The organism is Klebsiella sp. CN_Kp073, assembly GCF_040065495.2.
Classification (GTDB): Bacteria; Pseudomonadota; Gammaproteobacteria; order Enterobacterales; family Enterobacteriaceae; genus Klebsiella; species Klebsiella aerogenes.
On record NZ_CM198051.1, the window covers coordinates 3,179,472 to 3,201,702 of the forward strand.

Below are 22,231 nucleotides of genomic sequence, written 5' to 3' on the forward strand. Positions count from 1 at the left end.
GGCGATTACAATCGTTTGCCGTAAAATGCTGGCCCTTATTAATTATGTGCAACCCCAAAGGTGGTTAATCACAAACCCCGCAGCGATCCCTTTTCCGTTGCGTCTACATGGGACAGAGTCAAAAATTGAATATACAACCGCGTTCGCTTTCTCCGCTGGTACAACTCGCGGGAATTCGCAAAAGCTTTGATGGTAAGACCGTTATCTCCGATCTCAACTTAACCATCAATAATGGTGAATTTCTCACCCTGCTTGGCCCCTCTGGCTGCGGTAAAACAACCGTTCTTCGTCTAATCGCTGGTCTGGAAAGCGTCGATGTCGGACGTATCCACCTGGAAGACCAGGATATCACCCATGTCCCGGCGGAAAACCGCCACGTCAATACCGTATTCCAAAGCTACGCGCTATTCCCGCACATGACGGTGTTTGAAAACGTCGCCTTCGGCCTGCGGATGCAAAAAACCCCGGCGGCAGAAATCACCCCGCGGGTGGTGGACGCATTGAAAATGGTACAGCTGGAGACATTTGCCCAGCGCAAACCCCACCAGCTCTCCGGCGGCCAGCAGCAGCGCGTCGCCATCGCCCGGGCGGTGGTCAACAAACCGCGTCTGCTGCTGCTTGATGAGTCGCTCTCGGCGCTCGACTACAAGCTGCGTAAGCAGATGCAGAACGAACTCAAAGCGCTACAGCGCAAGCTCGGCATCACTTTTGTTTTCGTCACCCATGACCAGGAAGAAGCCCTGACCATGTCCGACCGCATTGTGGTAATGCGCGATGGCAAAATCGAGCAGGACGGTACCCCGCGTGAAATCTACGAAGAGCCGAAGAATCTGTTCGTCGCCAGTTTTATTGGCGAAATCAACATCTTCAACGCAACCGTTATTGAACGCCTGGATGAACAGCGCGTACGCGCCTGCGTCGAAGGCCGCGAGTGCAATATCTACGTCAACTTCGCCGTTGAGAAAGGGCAACAGCTGAACGTACTGCTCCGTCCGGAAGATCTACGCGTTGATGAAATTCATCACGGTAGCGAAGCGGACGGCCTTATCGGCTACGTGCGCGAGCGCAACTACAAGGGAATGACCCTTGAGTCGGTTGTTGAGCTGGAAAACGGCAAGATGGTCATGGTCAGCGAATTCTTCAATGAAGACGATCCGGACTTTGACCACTCGCTCGACCAGAAAATGGCCATTAATTGGGTAGAAAGCTGGGAGGTTGTGCTGGCCGATGAAGAACACCAGTAAATTCCAGAATGTGGTGATCGCCACCATCGTGGGTTGGCTTGTACTGTTCGTCTTTCTGCCCAACCTGATGATCATCGCCACCAGCTTCCTGACCCGCGACGATGCGAACTTCGTCAAAATGGTCTTCACGCTCGATAACTACTCGCGGCTGCTGGATCCGCTCTATTACGATGTGCTGCTGCATTCGTTGAATATGGCGCTGCTGGCGACCCTCGCCTGCCTGGCGTTGGGCTATCCGTTCGCGTGGTTTCTGGCGCGCTTGCCGCAAAAAGTACGCCCGCTGCTGCTGTTCCTGCTGATCGTTCCGTTCTGGACTAACTCGCTTATTCGTATCTATGGACTGAAGATTTTCCTCAGTACCAAAGGCTATCTGAACGAGTTCCTGCTGTGGTCAGGGGTTATCGATACGCCGGTACGCATTATGTACACGCCGTCAGCAGTGATCATCGGCCTGGTCTACATTTTGCTGCCGTTTATGGTGATGCCACTCTACTCCAGCATTGAAAAACTGGATCGTCCGCTGCTGGAGGCGGCAAAAGACCTCGGCGCCAGCAAGCTGCAGACCTTTATCCGCATCATTATACCGCTCACCATGCCGGGAATTATCGCTGGCTGTCTGCTGGTGATGCTGCCGGCAATGGGGCTCTTTTATGTTTCAGACCTGATGGGCGGCGCCAAAAACCTGCTGATCGGCAACGTTATCAAGAGTCAGTTCCTGAATATCCGCGACTGGCCGTTCGGCGCGGCGACCAGTATCACCTTAACGCTGGTGATGGGGCTGATGTTGTTGATTTACTGGCGCGCGGCGCGCCTGCTGAATAAAAAGGTGGAACTGGAATGATCGGTCGACTGCTGCGCGGCGGCTTTATGACCGCCATTTACGCGTATCTCTACATCCCTATTATTATTCTGATCGTTAACTCGTTTAACCGCTCGCGCTTTGGCATCAACTGGCAAGGCTTCACCACCGACTGGTATAGCCTGTTGATGAATAACGATAGCCTGCTGCAGGCCGCCCAGCACTCGCTGACCATGGCGGTCCTGTCGGCGACCTTCGCCACGCTTATCGGCTCGCTCACCGCCGTGGCGCTGTATCGCTACCGTTTTCGCGGTAAGCCGTTCGTCAGCGGAATGCTATTCGTAGTGATGATGTCGCCGGATATCGTGATGGCTATCTCCCTGCTGGTGCTGTTTATGCTGATCGGTATTCAGCTGGGCTTCTGGTCGCTGCTGTTTTCGCATATCACCTTCTGCCTGCCCTTCGTGGTGGTAACCGTGTTCTCACGCCTGAAAGGCTTTGATGTACGCATGCTGGAAGCGGCGAAAGACCTCGGCGCCAGCGAGATGACCATCCTGCGCAAAATCATTCTGCCGCTGGCGTTGCCGGCAGTGGCCGCCGGGTGGCTGTTGAGCTTTACCCTGTCGATGGATGACGTGGTGGTCTCTTCGTTCGTTACGGGTCCGGGATATGAAATTCTGCCGCTGAAGATCTATTCGATGGTAAAGGTCGGAGTTTCGCCAGAAGTGAACGCGCTGGCGACAATTCTGTTGGTTCTTTCGCTGGTGATGGTCATCGCCAGTCAGTTAATTGCACGTGATAAAACTCAGGGGACGTCAAAATGAAAAAATGGTCACGCCACCTGCTCGCTGCGGGCGCTCTGGCTTTAGGCATGGGCGCCGCGCAGGCAGACGATAGCAAAACGCTCTACTTCTATAACTGGACCGAATACGTGCCGCCAGGCCTGCTGGAACAGTTCACCAAAGAGACCGGCATCAAGGTGATCTATTCGACCTACGAGTCGAATGAAACCATGTACGCCAAGCTCAAAACCTATAAAGACGGCGCTTACGATCTGGTGGTGCCATCGACCTATTTCGTCGACAAAATGCGTAAAGAAGGCATGCTGCAAAAGATTGATAAGAGCAAGCTGAGTAACTTCAGCAACCTCGATCCGCAGATGCTGAATAAACCTTTCGACCCGAATAACGACTACTCGATTCCCTACATCTGGGGCGCGACGGCAATCGGCGTCAATAGCGATGCTATCGACCCGAAAACCGTGACCAGTTGGGCCGACCTGTGGAAACCGGAATATAAAAGCAGCCTGCTGCTGACCGACGACGCGCGCGAGGTGTTCCAGATGGCGCTGCGTAAACTGGGCTATTCCGGCAACACCACCGATCCAAAAGAGATTGAAGCGGCTTATAACGAGCTGAAAAAACTGATGCCAAACGTCGCTGCGTTCAACTCCGATAACCCGGCAAACCCGTATATGGAAGGCGAAGTGAACCTCGGCATGGTATGGAACGGTTCCGCTTATGTCGCGCGTCAGGCAGGTACCCCGCTGGAAGTGATTTGGCCAAAAGAAGGCGGCATCTTCTGGATGGATAGCCTGTCGATTCCGGCGAATGCCAAAAACGTTGACGGTGCGCTGAAGCTAATTAACTTCCTGCTGCGCCCTGATGTCGCGAAACAGGTAGCTGAAACTATCGGTTATCCGACGCCGAACCTGGCCGCGCGCAAAATGCTTAGCCCGGAAGTGGCCAACGATAAATCGCTGTATCCGGATGCCGCCACTATCGAAAAAGGCGAATGGCAAAATGATGTCGGCAGCGCCAGCGCTATTTATGAAGAGTATTACCAGAAGTTGAAAGCCGGTCGTTAATTGTAATAATATGCTGGATAGCGTCGATGCTATCCAGCATATAAAAAATAATATATTCACTGTCAATATCTGCTTAAATGCATGCGTTAATTAAGCGCTGCGGGTTATTCACTTTATCCGAATTTATTCAATAATTATATGTTTTGCAGCTGTCTCGCCGTCGTCGATGTTTTGCATCGATACTGCCGCTTTGCTGCCGGTCTCGTCTGGGGTAAATAAAAGAGGCTAATCACGAAAGAGATACCCTGAATTACTTAACATCCCCAATACAACCCGTTAGCAATATTTAAAAGATTCACCGTAGGTTCCCCATAAGGAAATGGAATGATGGCCCGCGCAAAAACTAAAGCCCCACCACTCTTCGGTGTTACTGAAGTTAATGATATTTACTGTGATATCAGCAGGAATATACCACGAAGTGAATGGTTAGGCATCACGCTGCCTTTTACTATGGTACTGGTTTCTCTGACAGCCCTGTTTATTCTCACTCCGTTGATCGGTTATCTCCAGGAGCTTATATTTCTTGTGCCTATACTTCTCTTATTATTATATAGCGGCATACATGCAGTAAGACTATTCATCATCAAGCCAAAATCGTTGATGGTTCGACTAAATCGCCAGGAGCAGAAAATTTATGTCCAGAAGCATTGCATCAACTATAATATTTTTTCTCAATGGCCCGTCGAAACGTTAGTTTTCAACTGGCATGAGGTTATTCACCCCAGTTTTAGAAACGGTTCCGGTTCTGCAAGTTCACGAACCTGGTATACCTGGCATATCAGCCCACCAGCTAGCCCAAGGGTCAAAGTTGTCATCAGCGATGATAATATACCTTTGTTTTATAACGCCTCTCGCTATTCCATTAACCTTGAAGATACGATTCTAAACTATGCCATATCCTGGCAATGGTGTAACGACTATATGCGCGGTATTAATTCTCCCGTTTATATCTTGCCAACACACCGCTACTCCTTTAAATATTGCGTAACTACGCTGAGCAATAGAATGTTGTCACGCGCCGATGAGAGCGATCGCTGGACCACCATTTTTCCCATCTGCAACCCATTATTCTGGGTGATATCATTTTTCATCGTTCCGCTCATTTTAGCAGACGCTCTGGCGCTGTACTGGATTATGCGAAGACTTCCGGATACGGTCTGGTCTCATTCCGCACAAGCTGAATCAACCTCAGAAAGTTAAACGCAAGTCGTGTCCTTAAGCGCTCATGACGGTCGGGTGCCTCCGACCGCTCATGTGTTTCCCATTCCAGTTTTAATGGTCGCGCTTGCTGTTGGCTTCTTTGCGCTGCAAAAAATCATCGATTTTTCCCACCAGGACGTTGACGGGTTTCCACAGAATAATAAGTAACACGAATGGCCCTATAATTCGCATGCCGCCTGTAGCTAAATCGCCAGTAAAAAGCAGAAGAAGGCCATCAAATAATAGGCTCAAGGCGCTAGCCACGCCGACTAAAAGACAGACGAGAAAGAGAATATTTCTTGCATCAGATTGTTTGGACAAGCCATTTTGGCTAATAACACCAACGGCAACGGCCGCGATCAGCATACTCGTCTCGACAACTAGCGGATTGTTCATTTTTGACTCCTGTCATCATCAGCCATTCCATATGGCGAAAAAAAAAGAGCGTACCAAGGCGAAGTGGTTAAACTAACGCCTCTGCACGCTTTTACACTACGTTCCTTCTATAATCTGTTTTCCTGCAGCAGCTTATCAATGAACTCGGGCACCACTTCGCTTGCCAGCCCGTAATGTTTCTCAGCGAATTCGCTGCCGACCTGGCTGGGTTCGAGGTTAAGCTCGACGGTATGCGCGCCGTGCAGACGAGCTTCATGGACAAAACCCGCGGCCGGGTAGACGTGCCCGGAAGTCCCAATCGCGATAAAGATATCGGCCTCGGCCAGCCCGCTGTAGATCTCATCCATGCCCAGCGGCATCTCGCCGAACCATACCACGTGCGGGCGCAGCGCCGCCGGGAACTGGCAGCAGTGGCATTTGTCATCCGCCGTCACGTCGCCGGTCCACTCCAGCACCTGTCCGCTCCACGAGCAGCGTACTTTCAGTAACTCGCCGTGCATATGGATAACCCGGCGGTTACCCGCGCGCTCGTGCAGATTATCGATGTTCTGCGTCACCAGCAGAAAACGATCGCCCAGCGCCTCTTCCAGCCTCGCCAGCGCCAGATGCGCGGCATTGGGCGCGATTTCCGCGCTCTGCAACTGGCGGCGGCGGGCGTTATAAAACGCCTGCACCAGCGCTGGGTCACGGGCAAAACCTTCCGGCGTCGCCACATCTTCCACCCGGTGCTCTTCCCACAGGCCATCGGCGGCGCGGAAGGTTTTAATCCCCGACTCCGCCGAAATACCGGCGCCGGTTAACACCACCACCCGCGGTTTGTCTATTGCCTGCGGCGGCGTTTTGTCTTCGCCGAAGAAGACACGTTGCCGTAAGCGATCGCGCAACTGGCGTTTTTTACGGCGGAAACGGCTTAAGCGATGTAAGCGGCGCGACAGCATAGCTACCCCTGTAATTAATGAGTCAAATGAAGGAAGGCCGCACCGCGCATACCTCCGGCGTCGCCGTGACGCGCGCGCTCAATGCGCGGCACCCGGGCGACCGGAAGCAAATGACGCGGCAGGCGCTGCGCCAGCCCTTCGGTTATAGCAGTAAAATTAGATAATCCGCCACCTAACACCAGCAGATCCGGATCGACAATGGTGAGGATATTGCCCAGACAAACGGCCAGTAGATCGAGGTAACGTTCGACGTGCTCCCGCGCCTGCGCATCACCCTGCTGCCACAGATCGACGATCTCTGGAGAAGTTAAGGATTGATGATAAAAATGCTGATAAAGCCAGGCGAATCCGCGGCCGGAAAGATAGTTCTCGATGCAGCCGAGCTGGCCGCAGCCGCAGCGGGTTAGCGGAAAATCGCGCCCCACTACTTCCAGGGCGTCCACCGGCAGACGAATATGGCCGAACTCGCCGGTGATGTAGCTGTGACCGGTTATCGATTTGCCGTTAAGCACGATCCCGCCGCCGACGCCGGTGCCGAGGATTAACCCCATCACCAGCGGATATTGGGTAAATTCATCATCCCACGCTTCAGATAACGCAAAGCAGTTGGCGTCATTATCAAGACGAACTTCACGCCCCAGGCGTGCGCTGAGATCAACGCGCAGCGGTTGGCCGCTGGCGGCGGGAACGTTAGCGGCATACAGCTTGCCGTCCGCGGTTTCCGGCATACCGGGGATACCGATACCGACCGCGCCCTCTACGCCAAAGCGCCGATCGGCTTCGCGAACCAGCGCTTCAATCGCCTGCAGGAAAGCCTCATAGCTTTCCGTCGGAGTGGGGACGCGTTTTTCCCACTGCAGTTGTCGGGCGTTATCAAATACGCCCAACGCTATCTTGCTGCCGCCAATGTCAAATCCGTAGTACATTTCAGCCATTCCTCTTATTGGCCCCACCCCCTCATCCTTTGGGCTGTATCTGCTTTCACAGCACTGGCCTAAGGGATGCGGCGTTTGACGGGCCACGACGATAAATTACTGGCCACTCAGCACCCTCGCCGGGTCAATACGACTGGCGCGGCGGGCGGGATACCAGCTGGCCAGCAAACTCAGCAACAGTGCTGTCACCAGCACATAAACGACGTCCAGCCAGTGCAATTCAGACGGCAGGAAGTCAATAAAATAGATGTCGCCGGAAAGGAATTTATGCCCGATCAACGTTTCGATACCGTTGATAATCGATGTCAGCTTCAGCGCGGCTACCACGCCGATAACCACCCCGATCAGGCTCCCGACCGAACCGGCCAATAAACCATACCATACGAAAATCGCGCGGATTAAGCCGTCTTTCGCGCCAAGCGTGCGCAGCACCGCAATATCGCCGCTTTTATCTTTTACCGCCATCACCAGCGTCGAGACGATGTTAAAACAGGCGACGCCGATAACCAGTACCATGGCGAGATACATAATGGCGCGAATCATCTGAATATCACGGTACATATAGCCGTAGGTGCCGATCCAGCTCTTGATATAGACGTAGCTGTTGGTCACCTCGCCGGCGTCGCGTACCAGCGTATTGGCGTGGAAGACGTCGGTGACTTTAATGGCGATGCCGGTCACGCTGCTGCCCATATCCAGATACTGCTGGGCGTCCGCCATCGGGATCATCGCGAAGCTATGGTCCAGTTGGCCGCTCAGTTGCAGAATCCCGGTCACATGTAGCCTGACGCGTTTCGGCTGCAACAGCTGGTGCTCGGAATCTGAATTGGGGATCATGATCGACACCCAATCGCCCTGCTTCACATGCAGCGCATCGGCGACGCCTTTGCCCAGAATCACCTGCTGCTCGCCGGCCTTAAAACTAGCCCAGGCGTTGTTCTGCACAAAGTTTGGTAATGAACTCAGGCGGCTCTCCTGCTGCGGATCGACGCCCTTGACCTGAATGGCGCGCATATTGCTGCCGCTCTCCACCAACCCGGTAAAGTTGATATAGGGCGCAGCGGCGACGATGCCTTTCACTTTTTCAACCTTCGTCAGCGCCTCGTTCCAGTTATTCCACGGCTGGTTAACCGGCTCGATTTCGCCGTGCGGCACCACCGCCAGAATGCGATTATTGAGCTCGCGCTCGAAACCGTTCATCGCGCTCAGGCCGACGATCAGTACCGCCACGCCTAATGCGATGCCGATAGTAGAGATGACGGAAATCAGCGAAACCATGCCGCCGCGGCGTCTGCCGCGGCTAAAACGCAGCGCAATCAGTAACGATAACGGTGAAGCCATTACTGGGCCCCCATCAGGGTCAGGTCGGCCGTCAGGCGGCCATCGCGCATCTCCAGCTGGCGGTTCATCCGTTTCGCCAGCTGCAGGTCATGAGTCACCACCAGGAAAGCGGTACGCTGCGCCACGTTGAGCTCGCCCAGCAGCTCAAAAATGCTGTCGGCGTTGCGGGCGTCGAGGTTGCCGGTCGGTTCATCCGCCAGTACCAGCCGCGGTTTGTTCACCAGCGCCCGAGCAATCGCCACGCGCTGGCGCTCGCCGCCGGAAAGCTCAGACGGACGATGGTGGCTACGGTGTTCCAGGCCCACCGCCTGCAGCATCGCTTTCGCCTGGCGTTCAATATCCGCCGCTTTTTTCTTGCCAATCAGCAGCGGCATCGCCACGTTTTCCAGCGCGGTAAAGTCCGGCAGCAGATGGTGGAACTGATAGATAAACCCGAGTTCGCGGTTACGCAGATCGGCGCGAGCCGCCGCAGAAAGCGAGCTCATCGGCTGACCGGAGAAAATAACATCGCCAGAGGTCGGCGTATCCAGCCCGCCAAGCAGGTGCAGTAGCGTACTTTTGCCGGAACCTGAAGAGCCGACAATCGCCATCATTTCACCCTCTTGAATGCTGAAGCTGACATCGTGCAGCACATCGGTTTGCACGTTGCCTTCCTGATAGCGTTTGCACAGGTTGTCGCATTGCAGCAGGATCTTATTCATAACGTAAAGCCTCAGCGGGTTGGGTGGCGGCAGCGCGCCAAGAAGGATACAACGTAGACAACAGGGCCAGCGCCATCGCCACCAGAGCGATAATAATCACCTGCAGCGGCTCAATCGCCACCGGCAGGGCCGCGCCGTCCAAAAACGCACCGATAATCGGCATCAAATTATTCAGCTGGCTGGCCAACAGCACGCCGAGCAGCGCGCCAAGCAGCGCGCCGATAATACCAGCGCTGGCGCCCTGTACCATAAAGACGGCCATGATCTGCCGCGGCGTCAGCCCCTGGGTCTGCAGAATAGCCACCTCGCCCTGCTTCTCCATCACCATCATGCCAAGCGAGGTAATGATGTTGAAAGCGGCGACGGCGACGATCAGGCTCAGCAGCAGCCCCATCATATTTTTCTCCATTCGCACGGCCTGGAACAGCTCGCCTTTGCGCTCGCGCCAGTCCTGCCATTTGGTGCCGTCGGGCAGCTTCTGTTGACTGAGCGTATCAACCTGCAGCGGTTGGCTGAGCCACAGACGCCAGCCGGTAATATTGCCCAGCGGATAGCGCATCAGGCGGGAGGCGTCATCAATGTTGGTCAGCATTTGATAGCCATCGACTTCGCTGTTGGCGGCAAAGGTGCCGATGACGTTAAACAAACGCTGGCTCGGGACACGGCCCATCGGCGTAAACTGGCTGGCGGAAGGCACCATCACGCGAATTTGATCGCCGCGGTTAACCCCCAACTGGCCGGCCAGCTGTTCACCGAGAATGACGTTATATTTGCCGGCCTGCAGATCGCTTTGTTTCACGTTCACCAGGTAAGGCGTCAGCGGATCTTTTTGCGCCGGGTCGATACCCAGCATCACGCCGACGGCGACGCTGCGGGCGCTTTGCAGCACCACATCACCGGTGGTGAGCGGCGCGACGCGCGTCACGCCCTGCAGCTTAACGGCGCTTTCCGGCATTTTTTGCGGGTTGATAGAGCCCTGCTGGGCGCTAATGATAGCCTGCGGCATCAGCCCCAGGATGTTGTTTTGCAGCTCACGCTCAAAACCGTTCATCACCGACAGGACGGTCACCAGCGCCATCACGCCAAGCGTAATGCCGATGGTCGAAAGCCAGGAGACGAAACGGCCGAAGCGATCGGCTGCGCGCCCGCGCATGTAGCGAAGGCCGATAAATAGTGCGGCAGGTTGGTACATGTAATCCATCTGGTTGCTGATAGCCGATGTTCGAGTATATATGGCATAGCCCAACGCGTAAATCGCTGATACGGTAGATTTTTTCGCCAAAATAACAAAGTAATAGTTTTAAATCAGAGGGTTAATTTAGAGTGTATATATTTATCAATCGCCTTGCGCTGTAGAAAACATGGCGCAGGAGGCCAATCGGGTTGGCGAAATCAGACCAATTGCGGATAATCAGAGACATTGAATATCAGCAATTTGCCCCTACATCGTAGAGCGAGTTGGCCGACTGCGGCCAAACAGTACAAACAATCGCCTGATGGGATAGGCGCTAAGGGATCCTGACAACCGTTATGCCTGAACAATATCGCTATACTCTGCCGGTCAAAGCCGGCGATCAGCGCCAGCTTGGCGAACTCACCGGCGCCGCCTGCGCCACGCTGGTAGCCGAAATGGCCGAACGCCATCATGGCCCGGTGGTGCTGGTTGCGCCCGACATGCAAAACGCCCTGCGTTTGAATGATGAAATCAGGCAATTTACCGATAGCATGGTGATCGGCCTCGCTGACTGGGAAACCCTGCCCTACGATAGCTTTTCGCCACATCAGGATATTATCTCTTCGCGCCTTGCGACTTTATATCAGTTGCCGACCATGCAGCGCGGAGTGCTTATCGTTCCCGTAAGCACTCTGATGCAGAAGGTCTGCCCGCATAATTATCTGCACGGTCACGCGCTGGTAATGAAAAAAGGGCAGCGTCTGTCGCGCGATGCGCTACGCACGCAGTTGGACAGCGCCGGTTACCGCCATGTCGATCAGGTAATGGAACACGGCGAATACGCGACCCGCGGCGCCCTGCTCGATCTCTTCCCGATGGGCAGCGAGCAGCCCTATCGCCTCGATTTCTTTGATGACGAAATAGACAGCCTGCGGTTATTCGATGTTGATAGCCAGCGTACTCTGGAAGAAGTCGAGGCCATCAATCTGCTGCCGGCGCATGAGTTCCCGACCGACCAGGCGGCGATCGAACTGTTCCGCAGCCAGTGGCGCGATCGCTTTGACGTGAAGCGCGACCCGGAACATATCTACCAGCAGGTGAGCAAAGGTACCCTACCCGCCGGGATCGAATACTGGCAACCGCTGTTCTTCAACGAGCCGCTGCCGCCGCTGTTTAGCTATTTCCCGCCCAGTACGCTGATTGTGAATACCGGCGATCTGGAGCACAGCGCCGAGCGTTTCCAGAATGAGACCCGCGCCCGCTTTGAAAACCGCGGCGTCGATCCGATGCGCCCGCTGCTACCGCCGGAGCAGCTGTGGCTGCGCAGCGACGAGCTTTTTAGCGAGCTGAAAAAATGGCCGCGGGTCCAGTTAAAAACTGAACGTCTGGCGGAGAAAGCCGCTCATACTAACCTCGGCTATCAACCCCTGCCCGAGCTGGCGATTCAGGCGCAAAATAAAGCGCCGCTGGACAACCTGCGTCGCTTCCTTGAATCCTTCAGCGGCCCGGTGATTTTCTCAGTGGAAAGCGAAGGCCGCCGCGAGGCGCTGTGCGAAATGCTGGCACGCATCAAAGTTGCGCCAAAACATATATTGCGCCTGCAGGAAGCAACCGGAAATGGTCGCTTCCTGATGATCGGCGCCGCCGAGCACGGATTTATCGACAGCCAGGCAAATCTGGCGCTGATTTGCGAAAGCGATCTGCTGGGCGAACGCGTCGCCCGCCGCCGTCAGGATTCCCGCCGTACCATTAACCCCGACACGCTCATTCGCAACCTGGCGGAACTGCATATCGGACAGCCGGTGGTGCATCTTGAACACGGGGTGGGTCGTTATGCAGGGATGACCACCCTCGAAGCCGGAGGCATCAAAGGCGAATATCTGATGCTGACCTACGCCAACGACGCCAAACTGTACGTCCCGGTATCGTCACTGCATTTGATTAGCCGCTACGCCGGCGGCGCGGAAGAAAATGCGCCGCTACACAAACTGGGCGGCGACGCCTGGGCGCGGGCAAGGCAAAAAGCGGCGGAGAAAGTGCGCGACGTGGCCGCCGAACTGCTGGATATCTACGCCCAGCGCGCGGCCAAAGAAGGCTTCGCCTTTAAGCATGACCGCGAGCAGTATCAATTATTCTGCGACGGTTTCCCGTTCGAAACCACGCCGGATCAGGCGCAGGCAATTAACGCCGTTCTCAGCGATATGTGCCAGCCGCTGGCAATGGACCGCCTGGTCTGCGGCGACGTTGGCTTCGGGAAAACCGAAGTGGCGATGCGCGCCGCCTTCCTCGCCGTCGAAAACCACAAACAGGTGGCCGTGCTGGTGCCTACCACCCTGCTCGCCCAGCAGCACTACGATAACTTCCGCGACCGCTTCGCCAACTGGCCGGTACGTATTGAGATGCTATCCCGTTTCCGCAGCGCCAAAGAGCAGGCGCAGATACTTGAACAGGCGGCAGAAGGTAAAATCGATATTCTGATCGGTACCCATAAGCTGCTGCAAAATGAAGTCAAGCTGCGCGACCTGGGTCTGCTTATCGTCGATGAAGAACACCGCTTCGGGGTGCGTCATAAAGAACGCATCAAGGCGATGCGCGCGGACGTCGATATCCTGACGCTGACCGCCACGCCTATTCCGCGTACGCTGAATATGGCGATGAGCGGAATGCGCGATCTGTCCATTATCGCCACCCCGCCAGCTCGCCGTCTGGCGGTAAAAACCTTTGTTCGTGAATACGACGCGCTGGTGGTTCGCGAGGCGATCCTGCGTGAAGTCCTGCGCGGCGGTCAGGTTTACTATCTGTATAACGATGTTGAAAATATTCAGAAAGCGGCGGATCGTCTGGCTGAACTGGTACCGGAGGCGCGAATTGCCATCGGTCACGGCCAGATGCGCGAACGCGAACTGGAACGGGTGATGAATGATTTCCATCACCAGCGTTTTAACGTGCTGGTCTGTACGACAATCATTGAAACCGGCATCGATATCCCGACCGCCAATACCATCATCATTGAGCGCGCCGATCACTTCGGCCTTGCCCAGTTGCACCAGCTGCGCGGCCGCGTGGGTCGTTCGCACCATCAGGCCTACGCCTGGCTGCTCACCCCACATCCAAAAGCGATGACTACCGACGCGCAGAAACGCCTGGAAGCTATCGCGTCGCTGGAAGACCTCGGCGCCGGTTTTGCCCTCGCGACCCACGATCTTGAAATTCGCGGCGCCGGCGAACTGCTGGGAGAAGGTCAGAGCGGACAGATGGAAACCATTGGCTTCTCGCTGTATATGGAACTGCTGGAGAACGCCGTCGATGCCCTGAAAGAGGGTCGCGAGCCGTCGCTGGAAGATCTCACCAGCCAGCAGACGGAAGTGGAGCTGCGCATGCCGGCGCTGCTGCCGGATGACTTTATTCCCGACGTTAACACCCGTCTGTCGTTCTATAAGCGTATCGCCAGCACCAAAAACGAACACGATCTCGATGAGATCAAAGTCGAGCTGATCGATCGCTTTGGTACATTGCCGGATGCGGCGCGTAATTTGCTGGATATCACGCGCCTACGCCAGCAGGCGCAAAAGCTGGGGATCCGCAAGCTGGAGTGCAATGAAAAAGGCGGCGTGATCGAGTTTAACGAGAAAAATAACGTTAATCCGGTCTGGCTTATCGGTCTATTGCAGAAGCAGCCGCAGCATTACCGGCTGGATGGGCCGACACGGCTCAAATTCTTCCAGGAGCTTGATGAGCGTAAAACGCGCATGGACTGGGTACGCCAGTTTATGCGTCAGCTGGAAGAAAACGCTACCGCTTGAGAACGAAGAGATGCGGTTGTCAAAACCGCATCTCTTTACCTGTCACAGTTAGCAAACTTTACAAACATTTTGCAATCCACCTGGATTTCCCAACACTCTCCCGCGCCATAATTGACATTGATTATCTTATAAAAATAACCGTTTGTTTATTGTGGAATTATGGTAATGATAAATATCTCGCGTGTTTCAACCTGGCTGACGGCATTCGCTCTCGCGGCGACGCTGGCCCTTCCCGCCCGCGCCAATACCTGGCCGTTACCGCCGAGCGGTAGCCGACTGGTCGGGCAGAATCAGTTTCATGTAGTGCAGGATAACGGCGGGTCGCTGGAAGCGATTGCCAAAAAATACAACGTTGGTTTTCTCGCGCTGCTGCAGGCTAATCCCGGTGTCGATCCTTATGTGCCGCGCGCCGGGAGCGTGCTGACCATCCCGCTGCAGACACTGCTGCCTGACGCCCCCCGTGAAGGTCTGGTGCTCAATATCGCCGAGCTGCGTCTGTACTATTATCCACCGGGACAGAATAGCGTGACCGTTTACCCGATCGGTATCGGCCAGCTTGGCGGCGATACCCTGACTCCGACGATGGTCACTACCGTTTCCGATAAGCGCGCCAACCCGACCTGGACGCCAACCGCCAACATTCGTGCGCGTTATAAAGCGATGGGGATCGATTTGCCGGCAGTGGTTCCGGCCGGGCCGAATAACCCGATGGGACATCACGCGATTCGTCTTGCAGCCTACGGCGGTGTCTATCTACTGCACGGCACCAACGCCGATTTTGGCATCGGGATGCGCGTCAGTTCAGGCTGTATCCGCCTGCGCGATGCTGATATAAAGTCTCTGTATAACAAAATCACGCCGGGCACCAGGGTGAATATCATCAACGAACCTATCAAAGTTTCGGTAGAGCCAAACGGTACCCGTCTGGTGGAAGTCCACCAGCCGCTCTCCGAACATATCAATGACGATCCGCAAACGCTGCCAATCGTCCTGAACGCCAGCATGAAAAACTTTAAGCAGGCGCCGCAGACCAATCAGCAGGTAATGGAAAGCGCGATGGCGCTGCGTTCCGGAATGCCGGTCGATGTGACCCACCACCAGCTTTCCGCCGAGCAAGCCTTGTAATACATTTGCGAATTGCAGAAAGTAAAAACCCGCCAGGCACGGCGGGTTTTTTTGTGGCAATCGCCAGCTTCGCTGACGAGGTTTCGCGGGGCGCGGTCCCATGAAGGGGTGTGGACCGCGTCGCGAGAGTGGCATAACAAAGGGAACTACGTTTACTGCTTACTACACGCGTTCTGCTGAAGGGGGTCAGGAACGCGTTTTGTCAGTGGCATGACAGGGGTTACAACATTTATTTATAGATAACTGCGGTACCGTGCAGGGTATTAGGACCGGTTACCGAAGTAATGCGGTAAGAGGTCGCCCCCATTTCGTCGGCTTTCTGCGCCAGCTGATCTTCGAGCGAACCCAGATTGGTGCCGGCGGATGCGGAAACGGTACCGATTTTATGTTGGCCTGCTGGGGTGGATTGCACCTCAACAGCGGCGAAACTTGCAAATGAGAGTGAGCTCAGTACGGCAGCAAGTGCCAGTTTTTGGACGTTTTTCATGATTATTATACCTATGCAGATGATTTTTATAGTAGGGTCGTAAGAATTAACTTAACGATCGATAGGTAAATGATAATGTGATCCATGTCACAGGTCAACTCATTTTTATAACGATCATTTAACTATTTATAAAATGCTTAATTTTCATACATATATGAATTATTTATTTTTGGACTTCTGCCGCTGGCAGCATGACACGTTTATTTTTATAATGGCCGTTCAACAACCCAACATAGGTACAACGGCATCATGACAACTGACGTTCAAAGTTGCGTAAAAAAAAGCCGTGGCCGACCTAAAGTGTTCGACAGGGACGCGGCGCTGGACAAGGCCATGACACTTTTCTGGCAGCACGGCTATGAAGCAACTTCGCTTGCCGATCTCGTCGAAGCGACCGGCGCGAAAGCCCCGACGCTGTACGCCGAGTTCGTGAACAAAGAAGGCTTATTCCGCGCGGTGCTGGATCGCTACATCTCCCGCTTTGCCGCGAAACATGAAGCCCTGCTATTCGATGACCAAAAAACCGTCGATCAGGCGCTGCGCGACTATTTCACCGCTGTCGCTACCTGCTTTACCAGCAAAGAAACCCCGGCAGGTTGTTTTATGATTAACACCTCCGCGGCGCTGGCCGCCTCTTCAACCGATATCGCCAACACTATTAAGTCGCGGCACGCGGTGCAGGAACAAACGTTGACGCAATTTTTACAGCAGCGCCAGCAGCGCGGCGAACTCCCTGCGCAGGGCAATGTCTTGCAGTTGGCGCAGTTTTTAAACTGCGTGCTGCAAGGAATGTCAATCAGCGCGCGCGAAGGCGCTGATTTCGCCACCCTGAAACAAATTAGCGACACTACGCTGCGCCTGTGGCCGCAAATCCTGCAACCTTAATCCCCTACCGGCGGCCCTCGCTCGCCGGTTTTTTCCCCCTTCTGCTAAATACCCTTACTTTTCTCAATATTTTCATTATGTTGATTTGTTGTAAATGATATTGATAACGATAATCAATATGTGCAAAATTCGCATTTGTCTTTCTATATGTTTCACGCTGTAACAGCCGCGCCTGTGGCTGAAAAAAATAACAACAGTAATGACTAACTCATATCAAGGAATGCGAATGAACAAGCGCCTCTGGCTGCTCAATCCCCTGCTGCTGGCCACCGCCCTGCCTACCTTTGCCGCGCAGGCCGCCGATGAAGACGATATCATCGTCAGCGCCAACCGTAACCACCGTACCGTCGCCGAGATGGCGCAAACCACCTGGGTGATTGAAGGCCAGGAAATTGAGCAACAGGTTCAGGGTGGTAAAGAGTTTAAAGACGTCCTCGCGCAGTTGATCCCCGGGATAGATGTCAGCAGCCAGGGGCGTACCAACTACGGCATGAACATGCGCGGACGCGCCATCGTGGTACTGATCGACGGCGTGCGCCTCAATTCATCGCGCACCGATAGCCGCCAGCTTGATGCCATCGATCCGTTTAACATCGAACATATTGAAGTTATTTCCGGCGCCACATCGTTATACGGCGGCGGCAGTACCGGCGGTCTGATTAATATCGTCACGAAAAAGGGCCAGCAGGAACGCCAGGTGGATCTGGAGCTGGGTGGTAAAACCGGCTTTGCCAATAGCAACGATCATGATGAACGGGTGGCGGCGGCCATCAGTGGCGGTACCGATCATGCTTCCGGCCGTCTATCAGTGGCGTATCAACGCTTCGGCGGCTGGTATGACGCCAACAATGACGCGCTGATCCTCGATAATACGCAAACCGGCTTACAACATTCGGACCGACTCGACGTGATGGGCACCGGAACCATAGAAATCGATGACCAGCGCCAGCTCCAGCTGGTCACGCAGTACTATAAAAGCCAGGGCGATGATTATGGTCTGAATCTGGGCAAAGATATGTCGGCGGTGCTTGGCGAAAGTAAAGCCTGGACCTCTAACGGGCTTAACTCCGATCGCGTGCCCGGCACCGAGCGTCATTTGATCAGCCTGCAATATTCCGACGCCGACTTCCTCGGCCAGAATCTGGTCAGCCAGATTTACTACCGCGATGAGTCGCTGACCTTCTACCCCTTCCCGGCCTTGAGCAAAGGTAAAATCAGCAGTTTTTCCGCCTCACAGCAGGATACCGATCAGTACGGCGCTAAGATCACCTTCAACAGCCAGCCGCTAACGGGATGGGATCTGACCTGGGGCGTTGACGCCGACCATGAAACCTTTAATTCCAACCAGATGTTCTTCGACCTGGATAAGGCGATGGCTTCCGGCGGCCTGAATAATCAGTCTGCCTATACCACCGGCCGTTATCCTGGCTACAGCATCACCAATCTTGCGCCGTTCCTGCAAAGCAGTTACGACCTGAACGACATCTTCACCCTTAGCGGCGGCGTGCGCTATCAATGGACGGAAAACCGCGTCGATGATTTTGTCGGCTACGCGCAGCAGCAGGATGTCGCTAAAGGCAAATATCAGTCGGCGGATGCCATTCCTGGCGGTAAGACCGATTATGATAACTTCCTCTTTAATGCCGGGATCGTCGCCCACATTACCGAACGCCAGCAGACCTGGTTTAACTTCTCTCAGGGCGTCGAACTACCGGATCCGGGCAAATATTACGGTATCGGCAGCTACGGCGCCGCGGTCAACGGCCATCTGCCGCTGGTCTCGAGCGTTAACGTCGGCGACTCGCCGCTACAGGGGATCAAAGTTAACTCCTGGGAACTGGGCTGGCGCTACACCGGCGACAACCTGCGCACGCAGCTTGCCGCTTATTACTCGACATCAGACAAAACCATCGTAGTTAACCGCAGCGACATGACCATTGATGTGCAATCGGATAAACGTCGCATTTACGGCGTGGAAGGCGCGGTGGACTTCTTCGTGCCTGATAGCGACTGGAGTCTGGGCGCTAACTTCAACGTGCTGAAATCGCAAGTTAAAACCGATGGCAGTTGGCAGAAGTGGGACGTCACCCTGGCCTCGCCGTCGAAAGCCACCGCCTGGGTCGGCTGGGCGCCGGACCCGTGGTCGCTGCGTGTGCAGAGCCAGCAGGTATTTGATTTAAGCGACGCCAGTGGCAATAAGCTTGATGGGTACAACACCGTCGATTTTATCGGTAGCTATCTGCTCCCGGTGGGTAAACTGACCTTTAGCATCGAAAACTTGCTGAACGAAGATTACGTCACCATCTGGGGACAGCGTGCGCCGCTGTTGTATAGCCCAACCTATGGCAGCGCCGGGCTGTACGAATATAAAGGACGCGGCCGGACCTTCGGCCTGAACTACGCGTTAACGTTCTGATAAAAAAAGCCCCTCAGCCTGAGTGATTGAGGGGCTAATCGCTTAAAACTGCTATTTTACGCTTTGTTATTCAGAATCAGCTGACCGTTGCTATCGAGAGGTATTTGCGCCCCCGGTTGATGATCCATGCGAATCTTGCCCTGCTGGTCGCCGATTTTATAGGTGACGTCATAACCAAGCATTTTTTCCGACTTGTCGTAGACCGTCTTACAGCGCTGCTGGGTGGTGGTATAGGTGTCGTTTTCCTGCATCGAGCCCTGAATTTGGTTACCAGCATAGCCGCCGCCCAGCGCGCCGACGACGGTTGCCACGCTACGACCGCGACCGCCGCCAAACTGATGGCCAATCACGCCGCCGGCGACCGCGCCGAGAACGGAACCGGCAATACGGTTTTCATCCTGAACCGGGCGACGATGGGTAACGGTGACGTTACGGCACTCCTGACGCGGCGTTTTTATGCTTTCTTTTATTGGCGTACTGGACACCACTTGCGCATATTGCGGGCCACGATCTAATACATTGAGACCGGCAACGGCGGCGACGCCCAACGCGGCGGCAACGCCAATCCCAATACCCGCCAACATTGATTTATTCACGGGAGTTCCTCCTTCATTGCTGTTACTAGCAATTCTGCGTTCTGCTCAGGGGGTATGCAAATCAGAAAGCGGATGAAAAATGCGGGAACCTACGGCAAATCAAGGGGATTCAGAGGATTCCTAACGGGAAGTTGCGATTCAGGCAGAAGGATATGCTGTGTTTTCAGGATAGCGTCGCGATGACGCTATCCTGATTACTTGCCGCTTAGTGCAGCTTGAGACGCGGACGAATAATACGGTTAATACGCCCCACCAGCATCATCAGGCCGGTTTTGAAATAGCCGTGTAACGCAATCTGATGCATGCGATACAGCGAGATATACACGAAGCGCGCAATTCGCCCTTCAACCATCATCGAGCCGCGCATCAGGTTGCCCATCAGGCTGCCAACGGTGGAGTAGTTCGACAGCGACACCAGTGAACCGTGATCTTTGTAGACATACGGTTTCAGCGCTTTGCCTTTCATCTGCGCCAGAATGTTATTCAGCGCGCAGGTTGCCATCTGGTGCGCCGCCTGGGCGCGTGGAGGTACAAAGCCGCCTTCCGGACGAGCGCAGGAGGCGCAATCGCCGATAGCGTAAATATCCGGATCACGGGTGGTCTGCAGCGTTGGCTCAACCACCAGTTGGTTAATGCGGTTGGTCTCCAGGCCGCCAATCTCTTTCATAAAATCAGGCGCTTTGATGCCCGCTGCCCACACCATCAGGTCGGCATCAATAAACTGCCCGTCTTTAGTATGCAGGCCGTTAACGTCTGCGCTGGTCACCATAGTCTGGGTCAGGACACGAACGCCAAGTTTGGTCAGCTCATTGTGCGCGGCGCCGGAAATACGCGGCGGCAGCGCCGGAAGAATACGTTCGCCGGCTTCGACCAGCGTCACGTTCAGCGCTTCGTTGGTCAATCCTTTATAGCCATAGCTATGCAGCTGTTTCACCGCATTATGTAGCTCAGCGGACAGCTCAACCCCGGTGGCCCCTCCGCCGACGATAGCGATATTGACCTTACCGTTCGCGCCGAGGTTTGCAGAATACTTGAGGAACAGGTTAAGCATTTCCTGATGGAAACGGCGCGCCTGGTGCGGGTTATCAAGGAAAATGCAGTTTTCCTTCACCCCAGGAGTATTAAAGTCATTGGAGGTGCTGCCCAGCGCCATCACCAGCGTGTCGTACGGCAGCTTACGCTCGGCAACCAACAGCTCGCCTTTCTCGTTACGCAGTTCCGCGAGGGTAATGGTTTTCCCTTCGCGATTGATATCCACCACCGAGCCTAGCTGGAACTGGAAACCGTGGTTGCGCGCGTGCGCCAGATAGCTCAGCGCGTCAACGCCTTCATCCAGAGAACCGGTCGCCACTTCGTGCAGCAACGGCTTCCACAGGTGGCTATGGTTGCGGTCCACCAGCGTAATTTTCGCTTTTTTGTTGCGGCCCAGCTTTCTACCCAACTGAGTAGCCAGTTCCAGTCCGCCGGCACCACCACCTACAATAACGATTCTTTTCAATGGCGTAGTCACAAGACCCCCTAAAATTATTAACCAATTGTTAATTAAAAGTTATCCAAATAGCTCTTAGTTAACAATAGGTTGCAGCGATGAAACCATTCAGCAGCACCGAGAATAGCATGAACGGAACATTGGTCATACCAAAATTGATGTGCATCAAGTTTTACCGCATATTTTTTAAACGAACAACGTCAATTATGGACAAGAAAAAGCCCGCGGCGTTTGCACGCCGCGGGCTGAATAAGTGAAAACAGGATTAACCGAGGGTCTTAAAAGCCTTTATTCGCTGCAGGTGCGGCGAAAGACTTTTAAATTTATGCGTCTGTTCTTCATCCCAAATGATTTCGTAATAATGATGCAGCAAGTCAGCCGAGCGTTGGCTATCCAGCGCCTCATCATGGCGTGATAGCACCACCAGGCAGCGGTCGCGATTTTTTTCACGGAAGTTGTTCACGCACTTGGTGGTGATATCCTGATACTCTTCCGGCCTGTCGATTTTCCCTTCCATGTTCTCGTGAGGGAACAGATTCGGGTTGAACACGGCCTGGCGAATATCACAGAGAAAACCAATCCTTTCCGCCCAGTAGCCACCTAACCCGACACCGCATATCAGCGGCCGATCGTCGGCAGTGAGCTGCAGCATTTTGTCGACTTCCTTCAACAAATGCTGCATATCATGTTTTGGATGGAGCGTACTGTAGCTAATCAACCGTACGTCAGGGTCGATAAACTGCAGCTGCAGCACCTTTTCATGGTTACCGGGGCTGTTAGAGTCAAAACCGTGTAAATAGATAATCATCGTATCCTCACCAGACAACAACGCCCT

At 54.4% G+C, this 22,231-nt stretch carries 20 protein-coding genes; 10 read left to right on the plus strand and 10 right to left on the minus strand.

Translation table 11 applies throughout. The features are described 5' to 3' along the window. Positions 1-107: 107 nt before the first annotated feature. The 5 genes from potA (at position 108) to ABLV66_RS15490 (ending at position 5,110) form a co-directional block, all read left to right on the plus strand. On the plus strand, positions 108-1,244 hold the full coding sequence (potA, locus tag ABLV66_RS15470) for a spermidine/putrescine ABC transporter ATP-binding protein PotA (protein WP_020079134.1): 1,137 nt from the start codon (positions 108-110) through the stop codon (positions 1,242-1,244). Then, on the plus strand, positions 1,228-2,085 hold the full coding sequence (gene potB, locus ABLV66_RS15475; protein ID WP_041908286.1) for a spermidine/putrescine ABC transporter permease PotB: 858 nt from the start codon (positions 1,228-1,230) through the stop codon (positions 2,083-2,085). Before potA ends, potB begins: the two co-directional genes overlap by 17 nt. After that, positions 2,082-2,867 (plus strand): spermidine/putrescine ABC transporter permease PotC, encoded by a 786-nt coding sequence (gene potC, locus ABLV66_RS15480; RefSeq protein WP_045393735.1) that lies wholly within the window; start codon positions 2,082-2,084, stop codon positions 2,865-2,867. The genes potB and potC overlap by 4 nt, the downstream gene beginning before the upstream one ends. After that, positions 2,864-3,910: a spermidine/putrescine ABC transporter substrate-binding protein PotD gene (gene potD / locus ABLV66_RS15485; RefSeq protein ID WP_020079135.1), complete on the plus strand. Its 1,047-nt coding sequence runs from the start codon at positions 2,864-2,866 to the stop codon at positions 3,908-3,910. Before potC ends, potD begins: the two co-directional genes overlap by 4 nt. A gap of 324 nt (positions 3,911-4,234) precedes the next feature. Beyond that, entirely contained in the window at positions 4,235-5,110 is an 876-nt protein-coding gene (locus ABLV66_RS15490) for a DUF6708 domain-containing protein (RefSeq protein ID WP_047046838.1), read from the plus strand. Positions 5,111-5,182: 72 nt separating this feature from the next. On the opposite strand, the gene ABLV66_RS15495 is transcribed toward ABLV66_RS15490, so the two are convergent. From ABLV66_RS15495 to lolC, 6 genes are all read right to left on the minus strand, one after another. Then, positions 5,183-5,506 (minus strand): hypothetical protein, encoded by a 324-nt coding sequence (locus ABLV66_RS15495; RefSeq protein ID WP_047046842.1) that lies wholly within the window; start codon positions 5,504-5,506, stop codon positions 5,183-5,185. Between the two features lie 107 nt (positions 5,507-5,613). Further along, positions 5,614-6,444 carry a Sir2 family NAD+-dependent deacetylase gene (cobB, locus tag ABLV66_RS15500; protein WP_047046845.1) on the minus strand — a complete coding sequence of 277 codons (831 nt, stop codon included), beginning with the start codon at positions 6,442-6,444 and terminating at the stop codon, positions 5,614-5,616. Between the two features lie 14 nt (positions 6,445-6,458). After that, on the minus strand, positions 6,459-7,370 hold the full coding sequence (gene nagK, locus ABLV66_RS15505) for an N-acetylglucosamine kinase (protein WP_049059665.1): 912 nt from the start codon (positions 7,368-7,370) through the stop codon (positions 6,459-6,461). 105 nt (positions 7,371-7,475) lie between these two features. Then, a complete protein-coding gene (gene lolE, locus ABLV66_RS15510) occupies positions 7,476-8,720 on the minus strand; it encodes a lipoprotein-releasing ABC transporter permease subunit LolE (protein ID WP_047066475.1) in 1,245 nt (414 codons plus the stop codon). Next, positions 8,720-9,421, minus strand: coding sequence for a lipoprotein-releasing ABC transporter ATP-binding protein LolD (lolD, locus tag ABLV66_RS15515; RefSeq protein ID WP_015367168.1), 702 nt, complete (start codon positions 9,419-9,421; stop codon positions 8,720-8,722). Before lolD ends, lolE begins: the two co-directional genes overlap by 1 nt. Beyond that, positions 9,414-10,613, minus strand: coding sequence for a lipoprotein-releasing ABC transporter permease subunit LolC (gene lolC / locus ABLV66_RS15520; RefSeq protein ID WP_348877146.1), 1,200 nt, complete (start codon positions 10,611-10,613; stop codon positions 9,414-9,416). The genes lolD and lolC overlap by 8 nt, the downstream gene beginning before the upstream one ends. A 338-nt stretch (positions 10,614-10,951) precedes the next feature. On the opposite strand from lolC, the gene mfd reads away from it, so the two are divergent. Both mfd and ldtC read left to right on the plus strand, forming a co-directional pair. Beyond that, positions 10,952-14,398: a transcription-repair coupling factor gene (mfd, locus tag ABLV66_RS15525; RefSeq protein ID WP_047046853.1), complete on the plus strand. Its 3,447-nt coding sequence runs from the start codon at positions 10,952-10,954 to the stop codon at positions 14,396-14,398. Between the two features lie 165 nt (positions 14,399-14,563). After that, complete coding sequence (gene ldtC, locus ABLV66_RS15530; RefSeq protein ID WP_045393713.1) at positions 14,564-15,523, plus strand: L,D-transpeptidase LdtC; 960 nt, start codon at positions 14,564-14,566, stop codon at positions 15,521-15,523. Between the two features lie 229 nt (positions 15,524-15,752). Here the strand turns inward: ldtC and bhsA are convergent, their stop codons facing one another. Beyond that, positions 15,753-16,010, minus strand: a complete 258-nt coding sequence (gene bhsA, locus ABLV66_RS15535; RefSeq protein ID WP_045375056.1) for a multiple stress resistance protein BhsA — start codon at positions 16,008-16,010, stop codon at positions 15,753-15,755. Between the two features lie 133 nt (positions 16,011-16,143). On the opposite strand from bhsA, the gene ABLV66_RS15540 reads away from it, so the two are divergent. The 3 genes from ABLV66_RS15540 to ABLV66_RS15550 all read left to right on the plus strand — a co-directional run bounded on the left by ABLV66_RS15540 (position 16,144) and on the right by ABLV66_RS15550 (position 19,311). Continuing rightward, entirely contained in the window at positions 16,144-16,263 is a 120-nt protein-coding gene (locus tag ABLV66_RS15540; protein ID WP_161801890.1) for a hypothetical protein, read from the plus strand. After that, positions 16,260-16,895 carry a TetR/AcrR family transcriptional regulator gene (locus ABLV66_RS15545; protein ID WP_213797671.1) on the plus strand — a complete coding sequence of 212 codons (636 nt, stop codon included), beginning with the start codon at positions 16,260-16,262 and terminating at the stop codon, positions 16,893-16,895. Before ABLV66_RS15540 ends, ABLV66_RS15545 begins: the two co-directional genes overlap by 4 nt. Positions 16,896-17,121: 226 nt before the next feature. Further along, positions 17,122-19,311: a TonB-dependent siderophore receptor gene (locus ABLV66_RS15550; RefSeq protein WP_213797670.1), complete on the plus strand. Its 2,190-nt coding sequence runs from the start codon at positions 17,122-17,124 to the stop codon at positions 19,309-19,311. A gap of 56 nt (positions 19,312-19,367) precedes the next feature. Here the strand turns inward: ABLV66_RS15550 and ABLV66_RS15555 are convergent, their stop codons facing one another. The 3 genes from ABLV66_RS15555 to ycfP all read right to left on the minus strand — a co-directional run bounded on the left by ABLV66_RS15555 (position 19,368) and on the right by ycfP (position 22,204). Then, complete coding sequence (locus tag ABLV66_RS15555) at positions 19,368-19,907, minus strand: glycine zipper 2TM domain-containing protein (protein WP_052671546.1); 540 nt, start codon at positions 19,905-19,907, stop codon at positions 19,368-19,370. A 205-nt stretch (positions 19,908-20,112) separates the two neighbouring features. After that, a complete protein-coding gene (locus tag ABLV66_RS15560; RefSeq protein WP_015367177.1) occupies positions 20,113-21,417 on the minus strand; it encodes an NAD(P)/FAD-dependent oxidoreductase in 1,305 nt (434 codons plus the stop codon). A 244-nt stretch (positions 21,418-21,661) separates the two neighbouring features. Then, entirely contained in the window at positions 21,662-22,204 is a 543-nt protein-coding gene (gene ycfP, locus ABLV66_RS15565; protein WP_348877147.1) for an alpha/beta hydrolase YcfP, read from the minus strand. Positions 22,205-22,231 lie beyond the last annotated feature (27 nt).

Coding starts and splice junctions, on each gene's coding strand:
- lolD (WP_015367168.1), bottom strand. CDS start 9,421: ATGAATAAGATCCTGCTGCAATGCGACAACCTGTGCAAACGCTATCAG.
- ABLV66_RS15545 (WP_213797671.1), top strand. CDS start 16,260: ATGACAACTGACGTTCAAAGTTGCGTAAAAAAAAGCCGTGGCCGACCT.
- nagK (WP_049059665.1), bottom strand. CDS start 7,370: ATGTACTACGGATTTGACATTGGCGGCAGCAAGATAGCGTTGGGCGTA.
- ABLV66_RS15540 (WP_161801890.1), top strand. CDS start 16,144: ATGCTTAATTTTCATACATATATGAATTATTTATTTTTGGACTTCTGC.
- ABLV66_RS15550 (WP_213797670.1), top strand. CDS start 17,122: ATGAACAAGCGCCTCTGGCTGCTCAATCCCCTGCTGCTGGCCACCGCC.
- potA (WP_020079134.1), top strand. CDS start 108: ATGGGACAGAGTCAAAAATTGAATATACAACCGCGTTCGCTTTCTCCG.
- potB (WP_041908286.1), top strand. CDS start 1,228: ATGAAGAACACCAGTAAATTCCAGAATGTGGTGATCGCCACCATCGTG.
- mfd (WP_047046853.1), top strand. CDS start 10,952: ATGCCTGAACAATATCGCTATACTCTGCCGGTCAAAGCCGGCGATCAG.
- lolE (WP_047066475.1), bottom strand. CDS start 8,720: ATGGCTTCACCGTTATCGTTACTGATTGCGCTGCGTTTTAGCCGCGGC.
- cobB (WP_047046845.1), bottom strand. CDS start 6,444: ATGCTGTCGCGCCGCTTACATCGCTTAAGCCGTTTCCGCCGTAAAAAA.
- ABLV66_RS15490 (WP_047046838.1), top strand. CDS start 4,235: ATGATGGCCCGCGCAAAAACTAAAGCCCCACCACTCTTCGGTGTTACT.
- potC (WP_045393735.1), top strand. CDS start 2,082: ATGATCGGTCGACTGCTGCGCGGCGGCTTTATGACCGCCATTTACGCG.
- ABLV66_RS15495 (WP_047046842.1), bottom strand. CDS start 5,506: ATGAACAATCCGCTAGTTGTCGAGACGAGTATGCTGATCGCGGCCGTT.
- lolC (WP_348877146.1), bottom strand. CDS start 10,613: ATGTACCAACCTGCCGCACTATTTATCGGCCTTCGCTACATGCGCGGG.
- ycfP (WP_348877147.1), bottom strand. CDS start 22,204: ATGATTATCTATTTACACGGTTTTGACTCTAACAGCCCCGGTAACCAT.
- ldtC (WP_045393713.1), top strand. CDS start 14,564: ATGATAAATATCTCGCGTGTTTCAACCTGGCTGACGGCATTCGCTCTC.
- potD (WP_020079135.1), top strand. CDS start 2,864: ATGAAAAAATGGTCACGCCACCTGCTCGCTGCGGGCGCTCTGGCTTTA.
- bhsA (WP_045375056.1), bottom strand. CDS start 16,010: ATGAAAAACGTCCAAAAACTGGCACTTGCTGCCGTACTGAGCTCACTC.